This is a genomic window from Nonomuraea angiospora (assembly GCF_014873145.1).
GTDB lineage: Bacteria > Actinomycetota > Actinomycetes > Streptosporangiales > Streptosporangiaceae > Nonomuraea > Nonomuraea angiospora.
In genome coordinates this window covers 4,746,851-4,771,032 of sequence record NZ_JADBEK010000001.1, presented here as the reverse complement: position 1 = coordinate 4,771,032, position 24,182 = coordinate 4,746,851, and the positions used below count along the sequence as shown (strand labels likewise).

19 protein-coding genes are annotated in these 24,182 nt (G+C 71.2%); 9 read left to right on the top strand and 10 right to left on the bottom strand.

Going from position 1 to position 24,182, the window contains the following annotated elements:
• Nucleotides 1-15 precede the first annotated feature (15 nt).
• The gene (locus tag H4W80_RS21505; RefSeq protein WP_192786739.1) at nucleotides 16-912 is read right to left on the bottom strand and encodes a haloalkane dehalogenase; all 897 of its coding nucleotides are present in this window, start codon (nucleotides 910-912) and stop codon (nucleotides 16-18) included.
• 15 nt (nucleotides 913-927) lie between these two features.
• Nucleotides 928-2,703 carry a tetratricopeptide repeat protein gene (locus H4W80_RS21500; protein ID WP_225963585.1) on the bottom strand — a complete coding sequence of 592 codons (1,776 nt, stop codon included), beginning with the start codon at nucleotides 2,701-2,703 and terminating at the stop codon, nucleotides 928-930.
• 260 nt (nucleotides 2,704-2,963) lie between these two features.
• On the opposite strand from H4W80_RS21500, the gene H4W80_RS21495 reads away from it, so the two are divergent.
• From H4W80_RS21495 to H4W80_RS21475, 5 genes are all read left to right on the top strand, one after another.
• Nucleotides 2,964-4,493: an MFS transporter gene (locus H4W80_RS21495; RefSeq protein WP_192786737.1), complete on the top strand. Its 1,530-nt coding sequence runs from the start codon at nucleotides 2,964-2,966 to the stop codon at nucleotides 4,491-4,493.
• Between the two features lie 35 nt (nucleotides 4,494-4,528).
• The gene (locus H4W80_RS21490; protein WP_318786982.1) at nucleotides 4,529-5,194 is read left to right on the top strand and encodes a DoxX family protein; all 666 of its coding nucleotides are present in this window, start codon (nucleotides 4,529-4,531) and stop codon (nucleotides 5,192-5,194) included.
• Between the two features lie 326 nt (nucleotides 5,195-5,520).
• A complete protein-coding gene (locus H4W80_RS21485) occupies nucleotides 5,521-7,092 on the top strand; it encodes a membrane dipeptidase (RefSeq protein ID WP_192786735.1) in 1,572 nt (523 codons plus the stop codon).
• A gap of 43 nt (nucleotides 7,093-7,135) precedes the next feature.
• On the top strand, nucleotides 7,136-8,158 hold the full coding sequence (locus H4W80_RS21480) for a LacI family DNA-binding transcriptional regulator (protein WP_192786734.1): 1,023 nt from the start codon (nucleotides 7,136-7,138) through the stop codon (nucleotides 8,156-8,158).
• A 134-nt stretch (nucleotides 8,159-8,292) separates the two neighbouring features.
• Nucleotides 8,293-10,137 carry a ricin-type beta-trefoil lectin domain protein gene (locus tag H4W80_RS21475; RefSeq protein WP_318786981.1) on the top strand — a complete coding sequence of 615 codons (1,845 nt, stop codon included), beginning with the start codon at nucleotides 8,293-8,295 and terminating at the stop codon, nucleotides 10,135-10,137.
• Here the strand turns inward: H4W80_RS21475 and sthA are convergent, their stop codons facing one another.
• Nucleotides 10,138-11,553 (bottom strand): Si-specific NAD(P)(+) transhydrogenase, encoded by a 1,416-nt coding sequence (gene sthA, locus H4W80_RS21470; protein ID WP_192786732.1) that lies wholly within the window; start codon nucleotides 11,551-11,553, stop codon nucleotides 10,138-10,140.
• Between the two features lie 60 nt (nucleotides 11,554-11,613).
• On the opposite strand from sthA, the gene H4W80_RS21465 reads away from it, so the two are divergent.
• On the top strand, nucleotides 11,614-12,444 hold the full coding sequence (locus H4W80_RS21465) for a PhzF family phenazine biosynthesis protein (RefSeq protein ID WP_192786731.1): 831 nt from the start codon (nucleotides 11,614-11,616) through the stop codon (nucleotides 12,442-12,444).
• On the opposite strand, the gene H4W80_RS21460 is transcribed toward H4W80_RS21465, so the two are convergent.
• From H4W80_RS21460 to H4W80_RS21435, 6 genes are all read right to left on the bottom strand, one after another.
• Nucleotides 12,422-13,258, bottom strand: a complete 837-nt coding sequence (locus H4W80_RS21460) for a 5-oxoprolinase subunit C family protein (RefSeq protein ID WP_192786730.1) — start codon at nucleotides 13,256-13,258, stop codon at nucleotides 12,422-12,424. The genes H4W80_RS21465 and H4W80_RS21460 overlap by 23 nt on opposite strands.
• Nucleotides 13,255-13,869 carry a 5-oxoprolinase subunit B family protein gene (locus tag H4W80_RS21455; protein ID WP_192786729.1) on the bottom strand — a complete coding sequence of 205 codons (615 nt, stop codon included), beginning with the start codon at nucleotides 13,867-13,869 and terminating at the stop codon, nucleotides 13,255-13,257. Before H4W80_RS21455 ends, H4W80_RS21460 begins: the two co-directional genes overlap by 4 nt.
• Nucleotides 13,866-14,621 carry a LamB/YcsF family protein gene (locus H4W80_RS21450; protein ID WP_192786728.1) on the bottom strand — a complete coding sequence of 252 codons (756 nt, stop codon included), beginning with the start codon at nucleotides 14,619-14,621 and terminating at the stop codon, nucleotides 13,866-13,868. The genes H4W80_RS21455 and H4W80_RS21450 overlap by 4 nt, the downstream gene beginning before the upstream one ends.
• 22 nt (nucleotides 14,622-14,643) lie before the next feature.
• Nucleotides 14,644-15,414 carry a thioesterase family protein gene (locus H4W80_RS21445; protein ID WP_192786727.1) on the bottom strand — a complete coding sequence of 257 codons (771 nt, stop codon included), beginning with the start codon at nucleotides 15,412-15,414 and terminating at the stop codon, nucleotides 14,644-14,646.
• Between the two features lie 88 nt (nucleotides 15,415-15,502).
• Complete coding sequence (locus tag H4W80_RS21440; RefSeq protein ID WP_225965114.1) at nucleotides 15,503-16,993, bottom strand: hypothetical protein; 1,491 nt, start codon at nucleotides 16,991-16,993, stop codon at nucleotides 15,503-15,505.
• Between the two features lie 175 nt (nucleotides 16,994-17,168).
• Nucleotides 17,169-17,393 carry a hypothetical protein gene (locus tag H4W80_RS21435; protein ID WP_185078019.1) on the bottom strand — a complete coding sequence of 75 codons (225 nt, stop codon included), beginning with the start codon at nucleotides 17,391-17,393 and terminating at the stop codon, nucleotides 17,169-17,171.
• Between the two features lie 154 nt (nucleotides 17,394-17,547).
• On the opposite strand from H4W80_RS21435, the gene H4W80_RS21430 reads away from it, so the two are divergent.
• From H4W80_RS21430 to H4W80_RS21420, 3 genes are all read left to right on the top strand, one after another.
• Nucleotides 17,548-18,111: an HhH-GPD-type base excision DNA repair protein gene (locus tag H4W80_RS21430; RefSeq protein WP_192786726.1), complete on the top strand. Its 564-nt coding sequence runs from the start codon at nucleotides 17,548-17,550 to the stop codon at nucleotides 18,109-18,111.
• Between the two features lie 246 nt (nucleotides 18,112-18,357).
• The gene (locus tag H4W80_RS21425) at nucleotides 18,358-20,454 is read left to right on the top strand and encodes a SpoIIE family protein phosphatase (RefSeq protein WP_192786725.1); all 2,097 of its coding nucleotides are present in this window, start codon (nucleotides 18,358-18,360) and stop codon (nucleotides 20,452-20,454) included.
• Nucleotides 20,455-20,696: 242 nt separating this feature from the next.
• On the top strand, nucleotides 20,697-22,349 hold the full coding sequence (locus tag H4W80_RS21420) for an RNA polymerase sigma factor (RefSeq protein ID WP_192786724.1): 1,653 nt from the start codon (nucleotides 20,697-20,699) through the stop codon (nucleotides 22,347-22,349).
• A 973-nt stretch (nucleotides 22,350-23,322) separates the two neighbouring features.
• Here the strand turns inward: H4W80_RS21420 and H4W80_RS21415 are convergent.
• Nucleotides 23,323-24,069, bottom strand: coding sequence for a YaaA family protein (locus H4W80_RS21415; protein ID WP_192786723.1), 747 nt, complete (start codon nucleotides 24,067-24,069; stop codon nucleotides 23,323-23,325).
• Nucleotides 24,070-24,182: the final 113 nt, after the last annotated feature.

Sequence of the window (24,182 nt, the reverse complement as noted above, 5' to 3'; positions counted from 1 at the left end):
GGCGCTCCTGACACGCTAGGTGGAGGTCACGAAAGCGGCGATCTGTCGCCCGAGTTCGGCCCCCGCGTCCTCTTGCAGGAAGTGCCCGGCGCCCTTGATGACGGGATGCCGCAGGCCGGACGTGCCCGAGATCGACTTGAGCAGAATGGGCGCCATGCCCCCGGTGATCGGATCTCCGTCGGAGAACGCCACGAGGAACGGCCGTTCGAGTGTCGTGAGAACCTGCCAGGCAGCGCGGTTGGCGGGCGCGGCCGGGTCGTCGGGCGTGATCGGGACGAGGCTCGGCATGACGCGGGGGCCCGCTTTGTACGACTCGTCGGGGAACGGCGCGTCGTAGGCCGCCCGCACCTCCTCGGACAGCCGCGTCCTGCAGCCGGCCTGGACGAGCCGGGCGATGTCCAGCACCGGGGCCTTGAGCACGGCGTTCCTGAACTGGTGCCACACCTCGGGCATGGGAATGTCACCCGACGGAAAGCCCGTGTTGGCGGCCACGATCCGGGCGACCCTCTCGGGGTGCTCGGCGGCGATCCGCAGCCCGATCAGGCCGCCCCAGTCCTGGCCGACGACGGTGACGCGCCCCAGCCCGAGCGCGTCCAACAGCAGGGCGCGGGTCCACTCGACGTGCCTGGCGTAGGTGTGCTCGGCCTGGTCGGCGGGCTTGTCCGAGCGGCCGAACCCGATGAGGTCCACCGCTATCGCGCGCAGCCCGGCCGCGGCCAGCTCGGGCATGACGTGCCGGTAGAGGAACGACCAGCTCGGCTCGCCGTGCAGGAGCACGACGGGCTCGCCGTCGGCGGGGCCCGCCTCGACGTACGCCATCCGCAGGCCGCCGGGGACGTCGGCGTAGCGGGGCTCGTAGGGGAAGTCCGGCAGGTCGGCGAAGCGCTCTTCTGGCGTGCGCAGGATACGCATAGAACAAGATTCTAGCTAGCGGCGCTGGTGTCGCCCGGGGAATTCGCCGACGAGCACTTGCTTGGGGGTGACGCGCAGTGCGTCGGAGCCGGGCACGGCGATCCCGCGTACCTCCACCCAGAACCGCCGCTGCAGCGGGTCCGCCGCGAACACCGCCGGGTCGGCCTCGACGGCGTCCCACGCCTCCAGGCCCGTGATCACCCGGAGCTCGCCCGACGAGGTGACGGTCGCCACCGCGCCGGCGACCCGGGGGCCGAGGGCGTCGCCGTAGGACAGGACGATGCTGCGGGCGTACGAGAAGGTCTGGCGCACCTCCGGGTTGAGCACGACGGACGGCTCGGCGCCCACCGGCAGGTCGCACATGATCAGGGAGGTCCGCCACGGGCCCGGCCCGCCCCGCCACCAGGCACGTGCCGCCCGCGCCCCGTACACGACCGGCGCCGCCGCGAGCGCGCCCAGCCCGATCCGCCACGCCCACGTCGCCGCCGGCTCGGCCCGCCAGGCCTCCAGCAGCCCGCCCGCCGCGCAGGCGGCCGCGGCCAGGACGACGAGCGCGGTCGCGGCGGGCAGCCACCGGTCGGTGCGATGGCGGGCGCGCAGGTAGCCGCGCACCATCGGGTACGGCACCGCCAGGGCGGCGACGGCGGCCCTGGGCTCCACCGCCAATGCCCCGCCCACCAGCGGGACCAGCACGGACCAGGTCCTGCCGAGCAGGATCCAGAGCAGCACGCCGGCGTTCCTGCGGGCGGTTCGGTCGATCTGCGCTGCGTGGGCGTGCTCCGGAGCCTCCCGGGCGCGCGTGGTCTCGGCCAGCGCCAGGAGCGGGCGGCCGCGCCACGTCTCCGCCAGCGCCCGTACGGCGGCCAGCGCGGGCCATCCCAGCACCACGATGCCCGCCAGCCCCGCCCAGACCGGGTCGAGCGCGGACGGAACGGAAGGCACCGCCCCCAGCAGCAGCCAGGCGGCGAACGCGACCACCGACACGGCCGCCGACACCACCGCCGCGCCGAGCCAGGGATCCCGGCAGAGCATCGCGGGCACGTACGGCCACAGGCCCACCCGCCGCGCCTGCCTGACCGTGAGCGGCGCCAGCAGCACCAGCACGGCGAACCCGCCGAGCTGGGCCTGGGCGCCCCGGTCGAGGAGGAGCGCGGCCCCGGCGATCGCGAGCGTGGCGAGCGCGACCAGCAGGCGGACCTGGCGGGACCAGACCTCGAGCGCCCGCCTGACCCGGCCCGTCTCGCGCGGGTCCACCGGCCAGGCGGGGTCGTGGTGCGGGCGGGGGTGCTCCCAGCGCAGCAGGGACAGGCCGAGGTTCACGCGGGCCTGGGGGTCGGCGGGGTCGGCGGCGAGCGCGGCCCGGTACGACCGCTCTGCGCGGGTGTGGTCGCCGCCCAGCAGGGCCAGGTCGCCCAGCATGACCCCGGGGCCGGGCCGCTCCGGCGCGAACTTCCCGGCCATCGTGGCGTGCTCCACCGCCTCCCGCCAGCGGCCGGGGGAGCGGCGCAGGACCGCGGCCAGGCGCAGGCGGGCCGGCCAGGAGCCGCGGGCCAGCTCCACGGCGCGTTCGGCGGCGGGCAGCGCGTCGGCGTCGCGGCCCAGCCGCTCGTGGGCGAGGCTGATGAGGCGGTACGCCCATTCCGCGCCCGGGTCCAGGTCGGCGGCGCGGCGGGCGGCGTCGAGCGCGGACTCGGGGCGGCCGGCGTTCAGCCTGGTCAGGGCCTCGTCACACCATTCACGTGAGGATCGGTCGGAAAAATCGCCTTTTATGTCACTTCCGTCGCTCCCCACGGTCTCCATGATCGGGTCGAGGCCGAATACTGGATAGATGCCGACATATGGCTGTATCTCTCTAGAGAGGTACTGGGGCATCTGTGGATCAGTCGATACTGCTATGACAAGTGCTGGACATGCCCTAAGCTGCGACGCAAGCCGGAGTGCGAGGAGTCGTGGCGCAGCAGCTCGGGAGGAGCGAGCGTCGAGCCGGGCTCCCGCCGCCGACCAAAGAGCACGTGCGGGCCCTGTCAACGGATCGGCCTGCAAGGAGGCCCATGACCGTCATACAGGCCGCACCCCTCGTACGGACTGCCGATCGGGAGCACGGGGACCGCCGCTGGTCCATTCTCGTGCTGCTCTGCGTGAGCCTGCTGCTGATCACCGTCGACGCGACCGTCCTGCACATCGCGGTGCCCGCGCTCACGGCCGCGCTGGAGCCGTCCGCGGTGCAACTGCTGTGGATCATCGACATCTATTCGCTGGTGGTCGCGCCGCTGCTGATCATGTTCGGCACGCTCGGCGACCGGTACGGGCGCAAACGGCTGGTGCTGTGCGGCTACCTGCTGTTCGGCCTGGCCTCGGCCGGGGCCGCGTTCGCCCCCACGCCGCTGACCCTGATCCTGGCCAGGGCGCTGCTCGGCATCGGCGGAGCGATGATCATGCCGGCCACGCTGTCCCTGATCCGCCAGATCTTCACCGACAGGCGCGAGCGCGCCATAGCGCTGGGCATCTGGAGCGCGGTGGCGGCGGCCGGCGCGGCCGTCGGCCCGCTCATCGGCGGCGTGCTCGTCGGCATCTGGTGGGGCGCCGTCTTCCTGATCAACGTACCGATCCTGCTGGCCCTCATCCCCGCCGCCGTCCGCCTGCTGCCGGACTCGCCGGGGCGCAAGGACAGGGGATGGGACGGCCTGAGCGCGGTGCTGTCGGTGTTCGGCATCCTCGCGCTGGCGTTCGGGCTGAAAGAGGCGGGCTCGGGCAGCCTGATGCCGCTGTGGGCGTCGGTGCTGGTGTTCCTGGCCGGGCTGGGGCTGCTCTTCCTGTTCGTACGCCGCCAGTCGCGCCTGCGCCACCCGCTGCTCGAGGTCGGGCTGTTCCGGCGGCGCGAGTTCACGACCGGCGTGGCCGGCGTGCTGCTCGGCGTGTTCGCGCTGGTGGGCCTGCAGCTCATGCTCGCCCAATACCTGCAGCTCGTGCTCGGCGACAGCCCGCTGCGCGCGGCGGTCAGGATGTTGCCGCTGGTGATCGCGGCCATCTCCGGCGGGCTCGCCGCCGCCCACATCCTGCCGCGCATCGGCATGCGGACCACGATGAGCGGCGGGCTCGGGCTCGTCGCGCTCTCCCTGACCCCCACGCTGTCCTGGGGCGTCGAGAGCCATCCCGTGATGCTGGCGTTCTGCTTCGTGGGCATCGGGTTCGGGGTCCAGGTCGCGCTGCTGGCCGCCTCCGACACGATCATGTCCGCGGCGTCGGAGTCCCAGGCGGGCGGGGCCGCGGCCATCGAGGAGACCGCGTACGAGCTGGGCGCCGGCCTCGGCGTGGCCGTGCTCGGCACGATCACCGCCATCGTGTACGCCCCCGGCCTGCACTCCGTGCCCGGCGTGTCCGCCAGCGGCATGGACAAGGCCAGGCAGTCGCTCGCGGGCGCGGCGCACGTCGCGCACGAGGTGGGCGGCAGCGCGGGCGGCGCCCTGCTCGACGCCGCCCGGTGGGCCTTCGTGAACGCCCTGCACACGACCGTGGTCGTGAGCGTCGTCCTGCTCAGCCTGACCGCCGTCGCGGTGGCCACGCTGCTCAGCCGTGATTGAGGTGTGCCATGTCCCGATTAGGGCAGACAACTACCGTGAAACAGGCCCTCCGTGATCTTGCAGCTTTAGTCGCCCGCGTCGGCGTGGGCGGCATCTTCTTCGCGAACGGCTGGACCAAGCTGGAAGACGGGCTGAAGGCCACCGGGGCGAAGTTTCTCGCACAGGGTGCCCCCGCACCCGGCGCCTGGGCCACGGTGACCATGCTCAGCGAGCTCATCGGCGGCGCGCTGCTGATCGCGGGCCTGGCCGTCTCGATCACGGGCCTGATCCTCTTCGCCGAGGCGCTGGGGGTCTTCGTGGTGGCCACGCCGCTCAACCCCATCAGCCTGAACGAGCTCATCCTCCTCGGCGCCGCCGCCCTCCTGCTCGCCGTGGTGGGCGCGGGGCGGGTGTCGGTGGACCACATGGTGGTGATCAGGCGGAGGGAGTCGGAGGCGGCGAACGAGTTCGCGGCCGACACGGAGGCCGACCGCGTCATCGCCTCGCTCCGGGATCCGGACAAGCCGCCTGCGCCCGAGGCGGAACCGCAGGGCGAGCCCGCCGACACCGCGGCCACGGAGGACACGGCGCCCCATCCCCGGCCGCGCGCCAAGAGCGGGGAGCCGCGCCGCGCGGAGGACCCCGCCCCGGCGCCGGGCGACACGCTGGTCGCCGGCCGCAAGAAACCCCCGGCCCGCACCCGCCGCCCACCCTCCGACTGACCCACCCCGGCCGACCCGGCGCCGGTTGAGGCGGAGGTGGCCGGTCACATGCGCCTGGAGGCCCTGGCCCCATGCCGTGCCGCCCCATGCCGCGCTGCCCCACCCCGCATCGCGCTGCCCGCCCTGCTCACCCCGCGCGGCTGCGCCTCGTGCTCGTGCGTGCGCTTGGAGCGTCCTGATGCGCGGCCGTTGTCGCGTCCGGGGCTCCCGGTGTCAGGCGGCGGGTGGCATGTGAGATGGGCTCATGTTTGGGTCTTGTTGGCCGCGCGGACGCGGCGGATGCTGGTGGGCGAGCCCCCGGTACCCCCAGCCCCGTGAGGTGCCCCATGCCGCGTCGCTCAGCCCACCGGTTGATCGTCCTCGTGCTCCTCCTCACCAGCACCCTGGTGATCCCCCAGGCCACAGCCACAGCAAAGGCGGCCCAGGTCAGCGGTTTCATCGACGCCCACAGCCACCTCTTCTCCTACGAGGCGTTCGGAGGCAGGCTCATGTGCGGCAAGCCGTTCGACCCGGACGGCATCGCCACGGCGCTGACCGACTGTCCCGACCACTACCCCAACGGCGAGCTGGCCTGGTTCGAGAACTTCACCCGCAAGGGCACGGTCACCGGCACCCACGACCCCGTCGGCTGGCCCACGTTCAGGGACTGGCCGGCGTACGACTCGCTGACCCACCAGCAGGCGTACTACACCTGGGTCGAGCGCGCCTGGCGGGGCGGGCTGCGGATCCTGGTGAACGACCTGGTGGCCAACCGCCAGCTGTGCGCGATCTACCCGCTGAAGAAGAACTCGTGCGACGAGATGACCATCATCAGGCTCCAGGCCCAGCGGGCCAGGGAGCTGCAGGATCACATCGACGCCGAGCAGGGCGGGCCGGGCAGGGGCTGGTTCCGGATCGTGGCCGATCCGGCCGAGGCCCGGCAGGTCATTCAGGCCGGCAAGCTGGCCGTGGTCCTGGGGATCGAGACGTCCGAGCCGTTCGGCTGCCGGCAGATCCTGGGCATCCCCCAGTGCACCAGGGCGCAGATCGACCGCGGCCTGGACGAGATGTACGCGCTGGGCGTACGCAGCATGTTCGTCTGCCACAAGTACGACAACGCCCTGTGCGGCGTACGGTTCGACTCCGGCACGCAGGGCGCGATCGTCAACCTGGGCAACTTCCTCGGCACCGGCTCCTTCTGGCAGGCCCGCACCTGTACGACCGCCGAGCACGACAACCCGATCGACCCGGGCGGCATCCTGCCCGACCCGATCGCGGGACTGCTGCCTCCCGGCGTCTCGCTGCCGGTCTATCCCCCCGCCCCGCACTGCAACACCAGGGGCCTGACGGCGCTGGGCGAGTACATGGTCCAGGGCATGATCCGCCGCGGCATGCTGATCGAGCTCGACCACATGAGCGTCAAGGCCGCCGACCGCACGCTCGACCTGCTCGAAGCCGCCCGCTACCCGGGCGTGATCTCCTCCCACAGCTGGGCCGACCCGCTCTACTTCGACCGGATCTACGCCCTCGGCGGCATGATCACGCAGTACGGCCACGACGCGGAGCACTTCGTCGCCGAGTGGGCCCGTACCAGACCCTCCAGGCAGGCGCACCAGGTCGCCGGCTACGGCTACGGGCTCGACGTGAACGGCATGGGCAGGCTGCCGGCCCCGCGGGCGGGCGCCGGCGGGGTGACGTACCCGTTCAGGTCGTACGACGGCAGCGTGCTCCTGGACCGGCTGCGCACCGGCCAGCGGGTGTGGGACGTCAACACGGACGGCGTCGCCAACTACGGCCTGGTGCCCGACTGGATCGAGGACATGCGGGTCATCGCCGGCGATGAGATCGTCCGGGATCTGGCGGCCGGCGCCGAGTCCTACCTCCGCACGTGGGAGGCGACCACCGCGGCCAAGCCGTGACCACCCCGGCTATTCTGGCGGCAGGGCGGAGCGAGGGGCGTGGATGGCGGCCAGGTCCGGCAGGGCGCGCGCGACGGTGCGTGACGTCGCGGCGGAGACGGGGCTGTCCATCGCCACGGTCTCCCGCGTGCTCAACGGCCAGGCCAACGTCGCCCCGCACACCCGGGAGCTGGTGCTGCGCGCCGTCGGGCGCCTCGGCGACCAGGCGCCGCGGCCGCGCACGGTCCACGACCCGTCTGCCGGCGCCGTCTACGTGCGCTGCCCGTACGTGCTGACCGACTATTTCGGGCTCATCGTCTCCTCGGTGGGGGAGACGATCGAGCTGCACGGCAGGCAGATGATCCTCGGCGCGGGCGAGGCCGCCCAGGACGCCCCGGTGCTCGCCGGGCTGCCCGGCAGGCAGGGCGTGGCCGGCGCGATCCTGGTCCTGCCCCCGGAGCCGGGCGACGAGCTGGTACGCCTGCGCGACAGCGGCTTCCCCTTCGTGGTGATCGACCCGAGGACCCCGCCCCCCAAGGACATCGCGGCGGTCTCGGCCGCTCACTTCGCGGGCGGGCGCAAGCTGATGGCGCACGTGGTCGGGCTGGGCCACCGCCGGGTGGGGATCATCGGCGGGCCGGTGGAGTGGCTGCCGAGCGAGGCCAGGCTCGCGGGTTACACGGCCTCGCTGGCGGACGCCGGGGTGCTGCCGGAGCCCGAGCTGCTGCGCAGCGTGCCGGAGCCGAGCACCGAGTACGGCTACCTGGCGGCCTGCGAGCTGCTCGACCTGCCGGAGCGGCCGACGGCGCTGGTGGCGTTCAACGACAAGATGGCCGTCGGGGCGCTGTGGGCGGCGGCCGAGCGCGGGCTGAGCGTTCCGGGGGACCTGTCGGTGGCCGGCTTCGACGACATCGACGTCAGCAGGGCCACCTCACCCGCCCTCACCACGGTGCGCCAGCCTTTGCAGGAGATGGGCCGGATGGCGGTCACGCTGCTGATGCGGCTGCTGAGCCGCCACACGGTGGAGGCGCTGCACGTCTCGCTCGGAACCGAGCTGATCGTCCGCGGCTCCACCGGCCCCGCCTGACTGTTTCATTTGTTTCATCACCTCAGATGGGCCTTGACGCTGCCCATGACCCGTGGTCACCTAAAAGAAAGTTTCTTTATTGTTTCATTTTGTTACATGGGCATCACCCCCCCGCCCGGAAGGGAAGCAACGCCGTGTCCCGAATACTCACGCTCCTCTGCGCGGCCGCCCTGGCGCTGGCCGTGCCCGTCCCGGCGTACGCCGCCGGCGAGACGGTGAACGTCTGGCTCACCACCACCTCGGACGCAGGAGGCCGGAACGTCACCCGCGGCCTCGCGCAACAGACCCCGATCGCCTTCGGCCCCGCCGGCGGCAGCGCCAACCAGACGATCACCGTCAACGAGGGCACCACGTACCAGCAGTTCGAGGGCGCCGGCGCGTCGATCACCGACACGACCGCGTACCTGCTGCGCGGCGGCCCCGTCAGCGCGGCCACGCGGGACGCGGTCATGCGCAAGCTGTTCTCGCCCGCGGACGGGATCGGCCTGTCGTTCGTCCGCAACCCGATCGGCGCCTCCGACCTGTCGCGCCCCGGCATGGTCTCGCTCGACGACACCTGCTGCGACCTCAACGACTTCGGCGCCAACGGCTACGACACCAACGTGCGCCTGCTGACCGTCCAGGCCAAGCAGCTCAACCCGGAGCTGCGGGTCAAGGCCGTGCCGTGGAGCGCGCCCGGCTGGATGAAGGACAACGGCCGGATGGACCAGATGGGCTGGCTGAAGTCGCAGTACTACGCCATGTACGCCCAGTACTTCGTCAAGTACGTCCAGAGCTACCAGGCCGCCGGGATCCCGGTGAACTACATCTCCGTCCAGAACGAGCCCAACTGCTGCCAGGCGTCCAACCCGACCGCCATGAACTACCCCGGCATGAACTGGAACTCCTCCGGCCTCATCGAGCTGACCAAGAACTTCGTGTATCCGGCCTTCCGGGCCGCCGGCATCACCACGAAGGTGCTCGTACACGACTGGAACTACGGCGACTACGGCCAGATCGGCGGCCCCATCCTGGCCGACGCGGCGCTGCGGAACGACCCGCTGTTCGGCGGCATCGCCTGGCACGGCTACTTCGGCGATCCGGCGGTCGGCTCGCAGGTGCACGACCAGTACCCGTCGGTGCCCCAGTTCAGCACCGAGCACTCCGGCGGCACCTGGATCGGCAACCAGCACAACGAGGACATGGCCGACATCGTGAACTACACCCGCAACTGGAGCCGCAGTGTGGTCAAGTGGAGCCTCGCGCTCAACCAGCAGATGGGCCCGCACAACGGCGGCTGCGACACCTGCACCGGCCTGATCACGGTGCAGGAGGGCGGCTCGCGCGCCGGTCAGGTGGACTACACGATCGAGTACTACACGACCGGCCACCTCACCAAGTTCGTCAGACCTGGGGCGTACCGGATCGACTCGACCGCCAACGCCACCGTGCAGAACGTCGCCTGGCGCAACCCCGACGGCTCCAAGGCCCTGATCGCCCACAACGGCGGCACCTCGGCCCAGTCGGTCAGGGTCAACTGGGGCAACCAGTCGTTCGTGTACACGCTGCCCGCCCGCACCACCGCGACCTTCACCTGGTCGGGCACGCCGGGCGGCAACCCGGCCGGCGCGATCACCGGCCTGGGCGGCAAGTGCGTCGACGTGGCCGGCGGCAGCAGCGCGGACGGCGCGGCCGTGCAGCTCTACACCTGCAACGGCACCGCCGCCCAGCAGTGGACCCGCCCGGGCGACGGCACGCTGCGCGCGCTCGGCAAGTGCCTCGACGTGGTCGACCGCGGCACCGCCGACGGCAGCAAGCTCCAGCTCTGGTCGTGTTCGGGCGGCGCCAACCAGCAGTGGACCTACACCTCGGGCCGCGACCTGGTGAACCCCGCCGCGAACAAGTGCGCCGACGTCACCGGCAACTCCAGCGCCGACGGCACCCGGCTGCAGATCTGGACCTGCACGGGCGCCGCCAACCAGAAATGGACGCTGTCGTGATCACATGCCGGCGGTGAGGCGGGCGACCACCCGCATCTTGTTCATCGCGTCCAGCGCGGCCACCTTGTACGACTCGGCCAGCGTCGGATAGTTGAACACGGCGTTGACCAGGTAGTCGATCGTCCCTCCGCACCCCATGACCGTCTGCCCGATGTGCACGAGCTCCGTCGCCCCCGTGCCGAACACGTGGACGCCGAGCAGCCGCCGGTCCTCGGGGGAGACGAGGAGCTTGAGCATCCCGTACGAGTCGCCGATGATCTGCCCCCTGGCCAGCTCCCGGTAGCGCGAGATGCCCACCTCGAACGGCACCTTGTCCCGGGTCAGCTCGTCCTCCGACCGGCCGACGAAGCTGATCTCGGGAATGGTGTAGATCCCGATGGGCGGCAGCTCGCGGGTGTCCTCGACCGGCTCCCCGCACGCGTGCTGCGCGGCCACCCGTCCCTGCTCCATGGAGGTGGCCGCCAGCGCGGGGAAGCCGATCACGTCGCCCACGGCGTAGATGTGCGGCACCTCGGTGGCGTAGTTGGAGTCCACCGAGATGCGGCCGCGGGCGTCGGCGGCCAATCCGGCGGCCTCCAGGCACAGCTCGGCGGTCTTGCCCTGGCGACCGGCCGAGTACATGACGCAGTCGGCGGGGATCTTCTTGCCGCTCTCCAGCAGGGTCAGCGCCCCGCCGGGGCGGCGCTCGACGGCGGCCACGTTCTCCCCGAAGCGGAACGTCACGGCCAGGTCGCGCAGGTGGTACTTCAGCGCCTCGACGATCTCCAGGTCGCAGAACTCCAGCATGCGCTCGCGCCGCTCGATCACCGTCACCTTGGTGCCGAGCGCGGCGAACATGGAGGCGTACTCGATGCCGATGACCCCGGCCCCCACCACGACCAGGGTCTCGGGGATCCGGTCGAGGTGCAGGATCGCGTCGGAGTCGATGATCGTCCGGTCGTCGAACTCGACGCTGTCGGGACGGGCGGGCGAGGTGCCGGTGGCGATCACGACCTTCTCGGCGGTGATCTTCGTCTCCTCGGACTTGCCCTCCTCGTGCGTGATCCCGATCGTGTGCGCGTCCAGGAACCGGCCGGTGCCCTGCAGCACGGTCACGTGGTTGCGGGCGAGCTGGCTGCGGATCACCTGGATCTCGCGGCCGATCACGTGCTGGGTGCGCATCCCGAGGTCGGTGACCGTGATCTCGTCCTTGACGCGGTAGCTGGCGCCGTACAGCTCCCGCTGGTTGAGCCCTGTGAGATAGAGGACGGCCTCCCTGAGGGTCTTGGAGGGGATCGTCCCCGTGTTGATGCACACGCCGCCGATCATGTGTCGTTTCTCGACCACCGCGACACGCTTGCCGAGCTTCGCCGCCGCGATCGCGGCCTTCTGCCCACCTGGTCCGGAACCCAGGACCACAACATCAAAGTCCGCCACACCGTCCAGTCTGCTGGTGCCGTGTTAACGGGAAAAGACCTGTCTGCGAGACTCCGGATTATGTTGCGCCCTTTCACCGAGGTTGACGTCTTCACCACCACCCCGTACCACGGGAACGCGCTCGCGGTCGTGCTCGACGGCCAGGGGCTGACGACCGAGGAGATGCAGCGGTTCGCCACCTGGACGAACCTGGCCGAGACCACCTTCGTGCTGCCGCCCACCACGCCCGAGGCCGACTACCGGGTGCGGATCTTCACCGCGTCCAAGGAGCTGCCCTTCGCCGGGCATCCGACGCTCGGCACCTGCCACGCCTGGCTGGAGGCCGGGGGAGTGCCGCGCCAGGAGGGCGAGATCGTCCAGGAGTGCGCGGCCGGGCCGGTACGGGTGCGCAGGACCGGCGACGGGCTGGCCTTCCACGCGCCGCCCCTCGTGCGGTCGGGCCCCGTGGAGGAGCCGCTGGTCGGGAGGATCGCCGAGTCCCTCGGGATCGGGCGCGCCGACATCGTGGACATGGAGTGGGCCGACAACGGCCCCGGCTGGGTGGCGGTGCTGCTCGCGGACGCCGAGTCCGTGCTCGCGCTGCGCCCCGGCCTGGTCCCCAGCTTCGTGGGCGTGGCCGGCCCCTACCCCGAGGGGTCGCCGTACGACTTCGAGGTGCGGGCCTTCACGCACGCGCACGGCTCCACCATCGAGGACCCGGTGACGGGCAGCCTCAACGCCTCCATGGCCCAGTGGCTGCTGCGCTCGGGCCGGGCCAAGGCCCCGTATGTGGCCAGACAGGGCACGGTGCTGGGCTTCTCGGGGCGGGTGCACATCTCCACCGACGCCGAGGGGGACGTGTGGGTGGGCGGCTCCGTGCTGACCTGCGTCACCGGGCAGGTCGAACTGTGAACCGCACCTCGTCGCCCGGCCGCAGCTGGGCGGCCACCGGCAGGTCCGCCTCGCGTACGACGCCGATCACCGGGTAGCCGCCCGTCGGCGGGTGGTCGGCGAGGAAGACGATCGGCTGCCCGCTCGGCGGCACCTGGATCGCCCCGGTGACCATCCCCTCGCTCGGCAGCTCGCCCTCCTTGGCCCTGACCAGCTCGGCGCCGCTCAGCCGCACGCCGACGCGGTTGCTGTCCTGGCTCACGGAGTAGGGCCGCGCGCACAGCCCGGCCAGCGCGTCCGGCACGAACCAGTCGTCCCGCGGCCCCGGCGTCACCCGCAGCACGGCGGGCCGGGGCCCGGGCGGCGGCGCCAGGTCGACGGAGATCACGCCTTCCGGCCGCCCCACGGGCAGCAGCGTGCCCGCCCGCAGCGGCTCCGGGCCGAGCCCGGACAGCGAGTCGGTGGAGCGGCTGCCGAGCACCGGCTCCACCGCGATCCCGCCGCGCACGGCCACATAGGTGCGCAGCCCCCACTCCGGCATGCCCAGCCGCAGCTCCCTGCCCTTGGCGACCCAGAACGGCGCCCCCATCCCCGCCGCGCTGTCCACGGGCGCGCCCGCCAGCGCCACCCACGCCCCGTCGTGGAACAGCAGCCGCGCCATGCCGAACGTCAGCTCGATCCCCGCCAGCCCTTCCGGGTTGCCCAGGAGCCTGTTGGCCAGCCGCAGGCTCGGCGCGTCGGCCGCCCCCGAGCGGGGCACCCCCAGGTGGGCCAGGCCCGGCCGCCCCAGGTCCTGCACGGTCGCGTACGGCCCCGCCGCCAGCACCTCGATCATGCGGGCTGGAACCGTACGCGCACGCCCGGCCTGAACAGCGAGGGCGGGTCGGCCGTCACGTCCCACACCCGCACGGAGGTGCGCCCGATCAGCCGCCACCCGCCCGGCGAGGCGCTCGGGTAGACCGCCGAGTACGGCCCCGCCACCGCCACCGACCCGGCCGGCACCGACGTGCGCGGCGTGTCGAGCCTGGGCGTCTCCAGCACCGGATCCAGCCCCGTCAGATAGGCGAACCCCGGGGCGAACCCCAGCCAGCCCACCACCAGCTCCTGCGCCGCGTGCCGGGAGACGACCTCGTCCACCGAGATCCCGGCCAGTGCCGCCACGGACTCGAGATCCGCGCCGTCATAGACGACGGGGATCGTCATGACCGCCGCATCGGCCGACGTCGCGTCGCCTTTGTCACGTTCCTGTGCGATCACGCCCGCCAGATGCGCCCGCAACCGTCCATGATTCGCTCTAGGGGCCACGATGAGCACGGTTCTGGGGCCGGCTACGATCTCGACGACACCGGCGGGCCGATCGGCCCGCAGCGCCGCGTCCAGCCGGTGCGACAGCTCCAGTGAGCCGGTCTCCACGAGCAACCCGTGCTCTCCCACCGCGCGGATCATGTGAACGCCTGCAGGACCACTCCGGCCGCCAGCAACGCGTTCTGCACCTCTTTCGCCAGCCGAACAGCGCCTGGCGTGTCCCCATGAATGCAGATGGTCCGGGCGGAAATGGATAGGGAACTTCCGTCAACGGCCGTCACAGAGCCTTCAATGGCCATCTGGCAGGCACGCGCGACCACCTCGGCGGGGTCGTGGATGACAGCGCCCGGCTTCCCTCGCGCCACCAACGTCCCCTGGGGTGTGTACGCGCGGTCGGCGAAAGCCTCGCTCACCGTCGAAACGCCCACGGCCGCCGCCGCCGCGTGCACCGCGGAACCGGGCAGGGTCACCACTGACAGCGAGGGGTCGTAGTCGGCCACCGCGTTGACCACAGCCGTCGCCTGCATCTCGTCGCGATAGACCCGGTTGTAGAGCGCGCCGTGCGGCTTGACGTAGGAGACCCGGCCGCCCATCGCCCTGGCGATGCCGTCGACGGCGGCGATCTGGTAAAGCACCTCGGCGCAGAGCTCCTCCGGCTCGACGTCCATCTCTCTGCGTCCGAAGTGCGCGAGGTCGTGGTAAGACACCTGCGCCCCGATCGTCACCCCGCGATCGACCGCCGCCGCGCATGTGCGTCTGATCGTCACCGGGTCGCCCGCGTGGAAGCCGCAGGCCACGTTGGCGCTGGTGACGATGTCGAGCAGGGCGAGATCGTCACCGAGCCGCCAGATCCCGAAGCCTTCACCCAGGTCTGCGTTGAGGTCGATCACCATGGCAGTAGAGGCTATCTCGGCGCTATCTCGATGTGACGTACAACGTCTGCATCCCCATGCCTACTTCCCCATATTCATCATACAGCGTGGAGCGCGTCAGGCCACGGCCGGACGGGCCGATGACCGTGGCGGCGTTCATGCAGATCCACTCGCCCTGCGGGGCCCGGAACAGCGAGATGGTCAGGTCCACGTTCACGAACACGTGCGTGTCGAAGCCGAGGGCGGCGCTGACGCCGTTGCCGCTGTCGGCGAAGGCCGCCAGGCGCTCCATCGGGGTGATCTCCTCGCCCTCCACCAGCGGGACCGTGAACCGGCCCCAGACCGTGGCGGGGCCGGGCCGCGTGAGGCCGCCTTCGGTGAAGCGCCAGTCGAGCGCGCGGCCGTACCCGAATCCCGAGCCGAGCCACGAGCGGGCGACCTCCGCCGAGGGCGGCGGGATCGGTCCAGGCGGCCCGGGGACCGGTGAGGCGGGTGTGGCGGCCGTACGGATGCGCCAGGCGCTCGCCCTGGCGTACTCGCGGCCCCCGGACGAGACGCTCGCCGACAGGCACTGCACGCGCTTGCCGTCGCGGGTCACGTCGGTGGCGATCTCCAGCTCGGCCACCGGCACCGGGGCGAACACGTCCACCACGAGCTTGGACAGTTCCAGGCCCGGGCGCGGCGCGGTCCGGTCCAGCTCGTGGACGATCAGGGCGGTGACCGGGCCCATGTGCTGGGCGCGCGGGTCCCACGGGCCCTGCGTGTGCTCGGAGGCCCGGTAACGCCCTTCGGCCAAGCGGGTGTACATCGCCATAGAAGAAAATTCTACGGCGCGTCACGTCCAGCGGTCCGCCGCAGGTCGCGGGAACCGCGCCCACGGCAGGCCGTCGCGGGGACCGTTCCTAGAACTCGTCCGGGATGTCGGCGATGTCGTCCAGCGCCGCCGCCAGCTCGTCGGGGTCGCCGCCGATCCGCTCGGCGATCTCGATCAGCACGTGGAGCACGTCGTGGCGGTCGTGGCCGAGGTCGAGCAGGCGCTGCGCGGCCTCCCACAGCTGCGGCGGGTCGCCCTCCCACAGCCGGGTGGCGATCTCCTCGTGCCAGGCCAGGTGCTCCTGGTCGATCGTGCCGCCGTGGTCGATCTCGAGCAGCGTACGCCGGTCCGCCTCGTCGGCGGGGTTGAGCTTGTCGAGCTCGATCCCGTTGTGCACGCCCTGCAGGTAGGGGAACGCGAAGGCGCGCCTGGCCAGCGCCGACAGGTCGCCGTCCGGCAGCAGCCGCTCCAGCAGCGGCCGGTCGAGCCCGAAGGACGTCGGGTCCCGGTAGGCCTCGGGGAACTTGCCGATCGCCTCCCACACCGCGTCCAGCGTGGCCTTGAGCCCCTGCTCCGGCAGGCCCGTGCGGCGGGCGGCGAAGCGCACCCACGCCGACAGCACGTGCGGCATCGCCTCCTGCTCGGCCACGCTCAGCATCACCTTGCGCGGCAGCCAGTCGAGCAGGAACGTTTCACATTTGGTCGGGCTGACCCGCAGCGGACGGTTGAAGTCCTGGTCGCAGCCGTAGTCGATGATGTGGTCGGCGCAGCGCGAGGCCGCCGACGGGTCGGACAGGTGCTCGGCCGCGTCGGACGCCAGGAACTCCGCCGCCAGCATGGCCCGCCGCTCCCTGCTGTACGGGGCCTCGGTGTGCCGCGGCGCCGGCCGCTTGCGCCCGGGCGGCAGCGCCTTGAGCCTGGCGCGGGCGAAGGCGTGGTAGGCGCTGTAGCTGTCGCTCACCGGCGGCGGCGTCTTCGGCTCCCTGGTGGCCTTCATGGCCGACTCCAGCAGCGCCCTGGCCTGCTCGGGCTCGATCTCCTCGAACAGCAGCAGGGGATTGCCCGCCGCCTCGGCCCTGGCCTGCTCCAGCAGCTTGTCGACCTGCGAGGAGACCCAGGCGTCCCGGGCCATGCCGCTCATGTTGTAGTCGACCACCATGACGAGCGCGTGCCGGTCGACGGGCAGGGAGTCCTCGTCGCGCCGGTAGGCGAAGGTGCAGATCACCGTGTCCTGGTCGCCGTAGGAGTCGCGGGAGACGTAGCAGCCCGCCGGCTTGACCGCGCCCACCCGGTCGGCCCAGCCCGGCCTGGCCACCCCCGACTCCATCATGGCCAGCGCCGCGCCCTCGGCCTTGGCGCCCTGGCGGGCCGTGCCCAGATAGGCCAGGCAGATGAGCAGCGTCAGCGAGGCCGGCGTGCCGGCCTTGGCGGCGTAGTCGACCAATCCCTCCCCGAGCACCTGCTCCACGTCGCCGCCCCTGACCCGCCTGCCCCACCAGGCCCCGATCATGTCGGAGACCATCAGCTCCGCGTCGAGAGGGGTGCGAACGGCGAGCAGCTCGCGAGCCGCCTGCACCATCTCCTTGAACACGTCGTCTGGCGGGGTGCTCTCCCGGGGATCTCGTCGGTGTCGGCGCACACCCTCACTCTCTCGTATTCCAGGCGTAAACGGTGCGTAGAACTCGGCCTGGTGACCCCGATGTTATCGGGGAGTTCTGGATGGGACTTAACTGGACTTCCGGGCTTTTGTTTGTCTACCGGGAACTTCGGGGCGGGGGCGCTGAGTTGACGATCGCGAGCAGATGCTCGCGAGCGATGCGCTCCACGATCTCCGGCGTCGCCGAGACGCCGAGATGCTGCGCACACGCGCACACGTCGGCCACGCAGCGGTCGATCGTGTCCACGGGCACGGTCAGGAACTCTTCGGCCAGCCTGAGACTGACCGGTTCCCGCAGGAACCGTGTGGCCAGAGCGAGCATAGAAGTGAGATTCCTCTGGAGACCAGGGGGCAAACCCCCAGGAATGTCGGCAGGGCGACTTGCGCTCTCATTTCACCTTTTCTCGGGCGGCTGTCAAGGCTCTGCGGCGGTTGTGTTCACTTCACCCGGTGCCCATTCGTGCGAAGCTGTCTCCATGCGCATCCAGCTCGCCCAGCGGAGCGAGGCAGACGAGCTCCTCGGCCGCAGCCCGCTCGCCCTGCTCGTCGGCATGCTGCTCGACCAGCAGATTCCTATGGAATGGGCGTTCACGGGGCCATATACGATCTCCCAGCGTCTGGGCCACGACCTGACCGCCGGGGAGATCGCCTCCTATGACCCGGAGGCGTTCACGGCGCTGCTGGCCGAGAAGCCGGCTGTGCACCGCTACCCCAAGTCCATGGCGGCCCGGGTCCAGCAGCTCGCCGCCTACCTCGTCGAGCACTACGACGGCCGGCCGGAGAAGTTGTGGGCGGACGCCGCCGACGGCAAAGAGCTGCTGCAACGACTGATGGCCCTGCCGGGATACGGCAAACAGAAGGCCCAGATCTTTCTGGCATTGCTGGGGAAGCAGTTGGAGGTCCAGCCGCCGGGCTGGCGGGAGGCGGCCGGACACTATGGCGAGGAGGGGTCGAGCCGGTCGGTCGCCGACGTGGTCGACGCCGACAGCCTGGCCCGAGTGCGAGCCTTCAAGCAGGAGGCGAAGCGCGCGGCGAAGTAGTTGGGGCCGGGGTCTCGGCCCCGGCGATCGAGCGCTGTAACCTGATCTTGCTGCGCAACGTGGAGCGACTTTGACAGGATGCGTAGACCCTAAAGGCGACCGGGCCGCGACGGGGGCTTCCGTCCGCACATGCCCATCGCCGATGATGTACTGCAGAATCCGGTCGCCCGGAGCTGCGCTACGCCGATACACAGTTATGGAGATGTGCCGCGTGGGAGACCCTGGCACGCGACGGAGGTGCGGACCATGAGCGCCGAGACCTCCGTTCCCCGTCCCCGGGAGTCGGATGTGGACATCTCGGACTCCGCTCTGTTCAAGGGCATGCTGTCGGAGGCCGAGTTCGCCTTCGCGTTCTTCGACGGCGACGGCCGCATCCAGCGGGTCAACGACGTGTTCAGCGACGTCGTCAACGTGCCCGCCGAGCGCATGGCCGGCAGGCAGCCGGTCGAGGTGCTGGCCGCCGACCTCAGCCAGATCATCACCCACGCCGTGCAGGCCGTCATCCAGACCGACGCGCCCGTCACCGAGGGCCGCGTACGCGTGCGGACGGCGGAGGGCGACACCAGGCACTGGTCGCTGTCGTTCTCGCCGGTCCACGACGAGGCGGCGGGCGAGCTGCGCGCCATCGCGCTCGTGGGGCTCGACGTGACCGAGAGCCGCCAGACCGAGGAGGCGCTGCGCCGCAGCGAGGAGCGCTACCGCTCGCTCGTCGAGGCCCAGTCGCAGCTCGTCTGGATCACCTCCCCCACCGGCGCGGTCGTCGAGGACGCGCCCCAGTGGCGCGCCATCACCGGCCAGGGCCTGGAGGAATACCTCGCCAACGGCTGGCTGGAGGTCGTCCACCCCGAGGAGCGCCAGCAGACCGAGGAGGCCTGGAGGGAGGCGCTGCGCGGGCGCACCATGTTCGAGTGGAACTACCGCGTGCGCACCCGGGCCAGCGGCTACCGGCACTTCGAGGTGCGGGCCGTGCCGATCATCAGGCACGGCCGGGTCGTGGAGTGGGTCGGCGCCAACACCGACGTCACCCCGCAGCGCGAGGCCGAGGAGATGCGCGGCCGGCTGACCGACCAGCTCGGCGCGGCCGCCCTGCGCACCGCCCGGCTCCAGGGCGCGACGGCCCAGCTGGCCGAGGCCCTGACGGTCGAGCAGGTGGTGCAGGTCATCATCGACGTGGGCCGCACGGCCCTGGCCGCCGACCGCTCGGCCGTGGCGCTGCTCGACCCCGACCGCGCGGCGCTCAAGCTGATCAACGGCGAGGGCATCATGGAGGCCTCCGGGATCACGGGTGACGAGATCCCGCTGTCCCACTCCAACGTGATGACCATGGCCGTCAACAGCCGCCGGCCGGTCTTCGCCGAGTCGCCCGAGTCGCTGAAGGCCCAACTGCTCGAGGCGGGCGACGACGAGGAGATCCTGGCCAACTTCATCACCCACGGCGACGAGCGGGCCTGGGTGGGCCTGCCGCTGCTGGCGGCGGGGCGGGCTCTGGGAGCGCTCCGATTCTCCTTCACCAGGCCGGTGAAGATCTCCCAGGAGGACGGTGTCTTCCTTGAGGCGCTGGCCGGCCAGTGCGCGCTGGCGGTCGAGCGAGCCACGCTGTTCGAGCGCGAGCACCGCACCGCCGAGACGCTCCAGCGCAGCCTGCTGCCCGACCGCCTGCCCGTGATCAAGGGCCTGGAGCTGGCCCAGCGCTTCCGCTCCGGCAGCCGCCACGTCCAGGTGGGCGGCGACTGGTACGACGCCTTCGTGCTGCAGGACGGGCGCGTGGCGGCCGTCGTCGGCGACGTCATGGGCAAGGGCGTCAAGGCCGCGGCGGGCATGGGCCGCATCCGCAACGCCATGCGGGCGCTGGCGCTGACCAACCCGCCGCCCGCGGCCGTGCTGACCGGGCTCGACCGGGTCTTCGAGGCCACGGAAGAGGAAGAACAGGTCACGACTTTGGCGTACATGGTCGTGGAGCCGGTCACCGGCGAGGGCACCCTGGCCCTGGCCGGCCACCCGCCTCCCGTCCTGGTTTCCCCGCAGGGCACGGCGATCCTGGTCGACGGCGAGCCTGGCACTCCGCTAGGCTGGCCGACCAGCCGCAGGCAGTTCCGGTTCGTGGTGCCGCCCGGCCATACCGCCGTGCTCTACTCCGACGGTCTCGTCGAGAACAGGAAGCGCGGGCTGGATGCCGGATTGGCAGACCTTTGCAGTGTTGTGACCGAAGCTCCGCCTGAAGTTGTGAGTAGTCCGCACATGTTGCTGGACTTCCTGGTTGACCGGATGTTGTCTGGATATGAACAGGATGATGACGTTACCGCGCTAGCAATTCACGTCCCGCCAGCCACGAAGAGTGACTGAATGAAACAGTCATAACGGTTGCTTTCGGGTATCAGTGCCCCGCTTACGTACGCACTACTGTCTCGGTCGGCCTAGGGTGGAGGTCAACCGCCGGGAGGTGGCCGTATGGAGCGCGGGGTCGTGCCAGAATGCTGTGCAGGTCCGTCGCGGTCCGCACGGCCTCACCGATCTCCGAGAGAGGCAACAGCCCCCCAGCGGGCATCTGGGTCCATAGTCGCCACGCGTTCGTTCGAGAGGTGTTCGTGTCGCCTGCAAGTTCGACTCGCTCGAAGCCACAAGAGCTGAACGAGCCCGTCATTCAGCGACTGCTCGAGCGTGGGCGCTCGCAGGGTTTCCTCGAGTCTGAGGATGTCCGTCAGGCCTTCGAGGAGGCGGACATCCCCATGTCGCACGCCGCCGCGTTCTTGCGGAACCTCAGCAAAGAGGGCGTGACCGTGGTGGTGACCGCCGCGGATTCGGCTGCGCCGAAGAAGTCTCGTGGTCCAGCAAAGCGCCGCACTGCCGCCCCCGTCAAGACCAAGACGGCGGCAGCCGCCAAAGAGCAGCAGCCCGAGACCGTGACCGCGGTCGTGGGCACCGCAGAAGCCGAGCCGGCCGCCAAGAAGGCGGCCCCTGCCAAGAAGGCCGCCCCGGCGGCGAAGAAGGCCGCGGCTCCCGCCGCCGCCAAGAAGGCCGAGCCGAAGAGCGCTGGGCCTGCCGAGACCAAGCCCAAGCCCGAGCCCCGGGCTGACGCGGACGACGACGAGGACATCGAGCTCGACGGCGACGTGGAGCTGGAGGACCTCGAGGATCTCGACGTCGACGACGACGAGATCGTGGCCGAGGACTCCGAGTCCGAAGGTGACGACGAGTCCGAGGACGAGTCCGACGCCGAGCCCAAGCCCTCCGAGGTCGTCGCGGCTCAGAAGACCGAGGACGAGGTCCTCATCCTGTCCGACGACGACGATGACGCCCCGGTCGCCCAGGTGGCCGCCGCCGGCGCCACCGCCGACCCGGTCAAGGACTACCTCAAGCAGATCGGCAAGGTCCCCCTGCTCAACGCCGAGCAGGAGGTCGAGCTCGCCAAGCGCATCGAGGCGGGCCTGTTCGCCGAGGAGCAGCTCGGCGGCGGGGAGACCGAGGGTCTGCCGGTCGACGTCAAGGCCGAGCTGGAGTGGATCGCCGAGGACGGCCGCCGGGCCAAGAACCACCTGCTGGAGGCCAACCTCCGGCTCGTGGTCTCGCTGGCCAAGCGCTACACCGGCCGCGGCATGCTCTTCCTCGACCTGATCCAGGAAGGCAACCTGGGCCTGATCAGGGCCGTCGAGAAGTTCGACTACACCAAGGGCTACAAGTTCTCCACCTACGCCACGTGGTGGATCCGGCAGGCGATCACGCGTGCCATGGCCGACCAGGCGCGGACCATCCGCATCCCGGTCCACATGGTCGAAGTGATCAACAAGCTGGCCCGCGTCCAGCGGCAGATGCTGCAGGACCTGGGCCGCGAGCCCACGCCGGAAGAGCTGGCCCGCGAGCTGGACATGACGCCCGAGAAGGTCGTCGAGGTCCAGAAGTACGGCCGTGAGCCCATCTCCCTCCACACCCCGCTGGGTGAGGAGGGCGACAGCGAGTTCGGCGACCTCATCGAGGACTCCGAGGCCATCGTCCCAGCCGACGCCGTCAGCTTCACGCTGCTCCAGGAGCAGCTGCACTCCGTTCTCGACACGTTGTCGGAGCGGGAGGCGGGCGTCGTCTCGATGCGCTTCGGTCTCACCGACGGCCAGCCGAAGACGCTGGACGAGATCGGCAAGGTTTACGGGGTCACCCGTGAGCGCATCCGCCAGATCGAGTCGAAGACCATGTCCAAGCTGCGCCACCCCTCGCGCTCCCAGGTCCTCCGGGACTACTTGGACTGACCCGCACGAATCCCCCGCCCCGCCCGGTTCTTCCGAGCGGGGCGGCGGCTTTTCCACCCCCATCCCACGGCGACTGGTCACACTGCCGCCGCCCCGCCCCGCCCCACCGGCCGATGGCATCGCCGGTGCACCGCTGGCGGCTTCTCGCCGTCCCAGCGCCGCAGGGGCAGCATCGCCCGTCCCCGCCACACCGCCCGATGGCGCCGCCAGTGCACCGCTGGTGGCTTCTCGCCGTCCTAACGCCAGTGGGGCGGCATCGCCCGCCCCTGGCACACCGGCCGATAGCACCGCCACCGCACCATCGGTCGCTTCTCGCTCGCAGTCCCAACGCCGCAGTGGCACCACCAGCCGCACTCCGACGGCCGCCACGGCGCCGTCCATGGCCTGGCGCACTACCATCGCCCCCGCTGCCCTCGGCTGCCCCTACCCCCGCTGCCCCGCCTGGGCCCGCTGCCCCGCCTCGGCACCCTGGCCTAGTGGCCCCCTGGCGCCTCTGTCGCGCTGCCGGCGTATTACGGAGCGTCCCCGGTCGCGTCACCGATAAGGCGCATATCCAGCGTCCACGGTCGCACGACACGCCCGGGCAACCCGGCGATCGCGTGAGATCTCCGGGGCGCTACACCGACGATCATCGCCCGCACCCGCAGCATGCCTCCGCCGCGGACCGAGCCCGGGCTGATGCGCCGTGCGCGAGCCCAGACCTATACCCCGCGCCCGCGACGGTCGGCAGTCCCAGCACCCCCGGCGGCGCTTGCCCCGCAGCACGTCCACCACCACCCCCGGCGGCGCTTGGCTCAAAGCACGTCCACCACCACCCCGAGCCCGTGGTGACAGGACTCGTGAGGACGCACTCACCGTCAGAGGGGCGCCGCTACCGACCGTCACCGTCGAGAGGCGCGCACCATCAGGGCAGGCCCGCCTTTGAACGGCCTCCTGCGATCGGCGCGCCGGGGGATTAGCCGCCCCGCGACCCTCACGCCGGATCGGTGACGTGCACGTCAAGGGTCCATGGGCGGTTGGCGCGGGCGGGCTCGGCCAGGTCGACGGTGTAGCCCAGGGCATCCAGGATCTTGGCCAGCTCATCAGGGCTGTCCGGGGCGGTGTCGTGCCGCAGAAGGGCTCGGGCGATCTCGCCCCGGGTCGCCTTGGCCATGTGGCTGACGACCTTGCCGTCCCGGAACACCCGTACTGTCACCGACCGCGCACCCGGCTGCCAGGCGCTCGCGTACGTGGCCGAACGGAGATCCACCACCAGCCCCGGGATCCGATCCAGCTCCTTGGCGATCAACGGACGCCAGAAGGAGGCCAGTGCTCCCAGGGGCGGGAGATTGACACCCATCGAGAGCCGGTACGGCGGGATGAGATCTGTGATTCTCACCACACCCCAGAGGCCGGAGAAGATCAGCACCGACTCCTCCGCCCGCCTGCGTGCCTCGTCGTCGAGGGTGCCCAGCCCGAGATTGTCGTAGAGGACGCCGGTGTAGAGGCCGGCGGCCGGCAGGGTGGGGGCGGTCTTGAGAGCGGCGTTCTTGACCAGCTCGCCCGCCAGCCCGGGCGTGAGGCCGAGCACGTCGAGGGCGTCGCGGCGTTTGGAGGCCCGTACGAGCGCGTTCAGCACGCGCTTGCGGGCCTTGTCGAGGGCGGGGAAGGACAGCTCGCCGACGGGCGGCCCGCTGCCTTCGGGCGCCTTCCCTTCGGACGGCGGCAACAGGATCAGCACAACCCCCTACCTTATTGCCCCTGGTCGGAGGCTCTCCCGCCGTCCCGTCACGATCTTTTACGGTGGCCCAAGCAGGCGCCACCCGCCGACCATGGCCGGGCCCTGTCCAGGGT

What these genes read in the sequence shown, in the direction of transcription:
- H4W80_RS21435 (WP_185078019.1), bottom strand. Translation starts at nt 17,393, where the DNA reads ATGCTCGCTCTGGCCACACGGTTCCTGCGGGAACCGGTCAGTCTCAGG.
- H4W80_RS21455 (WP_192786729.1), bottom strand. Translation starts at nt 13,869, where the DNA reads ATGATCCGCGCGGTGGGAGAGCACGGGTTGCTCGTGGAGACCGGCTCA.
- H4W80_RS21505 (WP_192786739.1), bottom strand. Translation starts at nt 912, where the DNA reads ATGCGTATCCTGCGCACGCCAGAAGAGCGCTTCGCCGACCTGCCGGAC.
- H4W80_RS21485 (WP_192786735.1), top strand. Translation starts at nt 5,521, where the DNA reads ATGCCGCGTCGCTCAGCCCACCGGTTGATCGTCCTCGTGCTCCTCCTC.
- H4W80_RS21440 (WP_225965114.1), bottom strand. Translation starts at nt 16,993, where the DNA reads ATGGTGCAGGCGGCTCGCGAGCTGCTCGCCGTTCGCACCCCTCTCGAC.
- H4W80_RS21425 (WP_192786725.1), top strand. Translation starts at nt 18,358, where the DNA reads ATGAGCGCCGAGACCTCCGTTCCCCGTCCCCGGGAGTCGGATGTGGAC.
- H4W80_RS21450 (WP_192786728.1), bottom strand. Translation starts at nt 14,621, where the DNA reads ATGGTGATCGACCTCAACGCAGACCTGGGTGAAGGCTTCGGGATCTGG.
- H4W80_RS21495 (WP_192786737.1), top strand. Translation starts at nt 2,964, where the DNA reads ATGACCGTCATACAGGCCGCACCCCTCGTACGGACTGCCGATCGGGAG.
- H4W80_RS21430 (WP_192786726.1), top strand. Translation starts at nt 17,548, where the DNA reads ATGCGCATCCAGCTCGCCCAGCGGAGCGAGGCAGACGAGCTCCTCGGC.
- H4W80_RS21460 (WP_192786730.1), bottom strand. Translation starts at nt 13,258, where the DNA reads ATGATCGAGGTGCTGGCGGCGGGGCCGTACGCGACCGTGCAGGACCTG.
- H4W80_RS21480 (WP_192786734.1), top strand. Translation starts at nt 7,136, where the DNA reads ATGGCGGCCAGGTCCGGCAGGGCGCGCGCGACGGTGCGTGACGTCGCG.
- H4W80_RS21445 (WP_192786727.1), bottom strand. Translation starts at nt 15,414, where the DNA reads ATGGCGATGTACACCCGCTTGGCCGAAGGGCGTTACCGGGCCTCCGAG.
- H4W80_RS21465 (WP_192786731.1), top strand. Translation starts at nt 11,614, where the DNA reads ATGTTGCGCCCTTTCACCGAGGTTGACGTCTTCACCACCACCCCGTAC.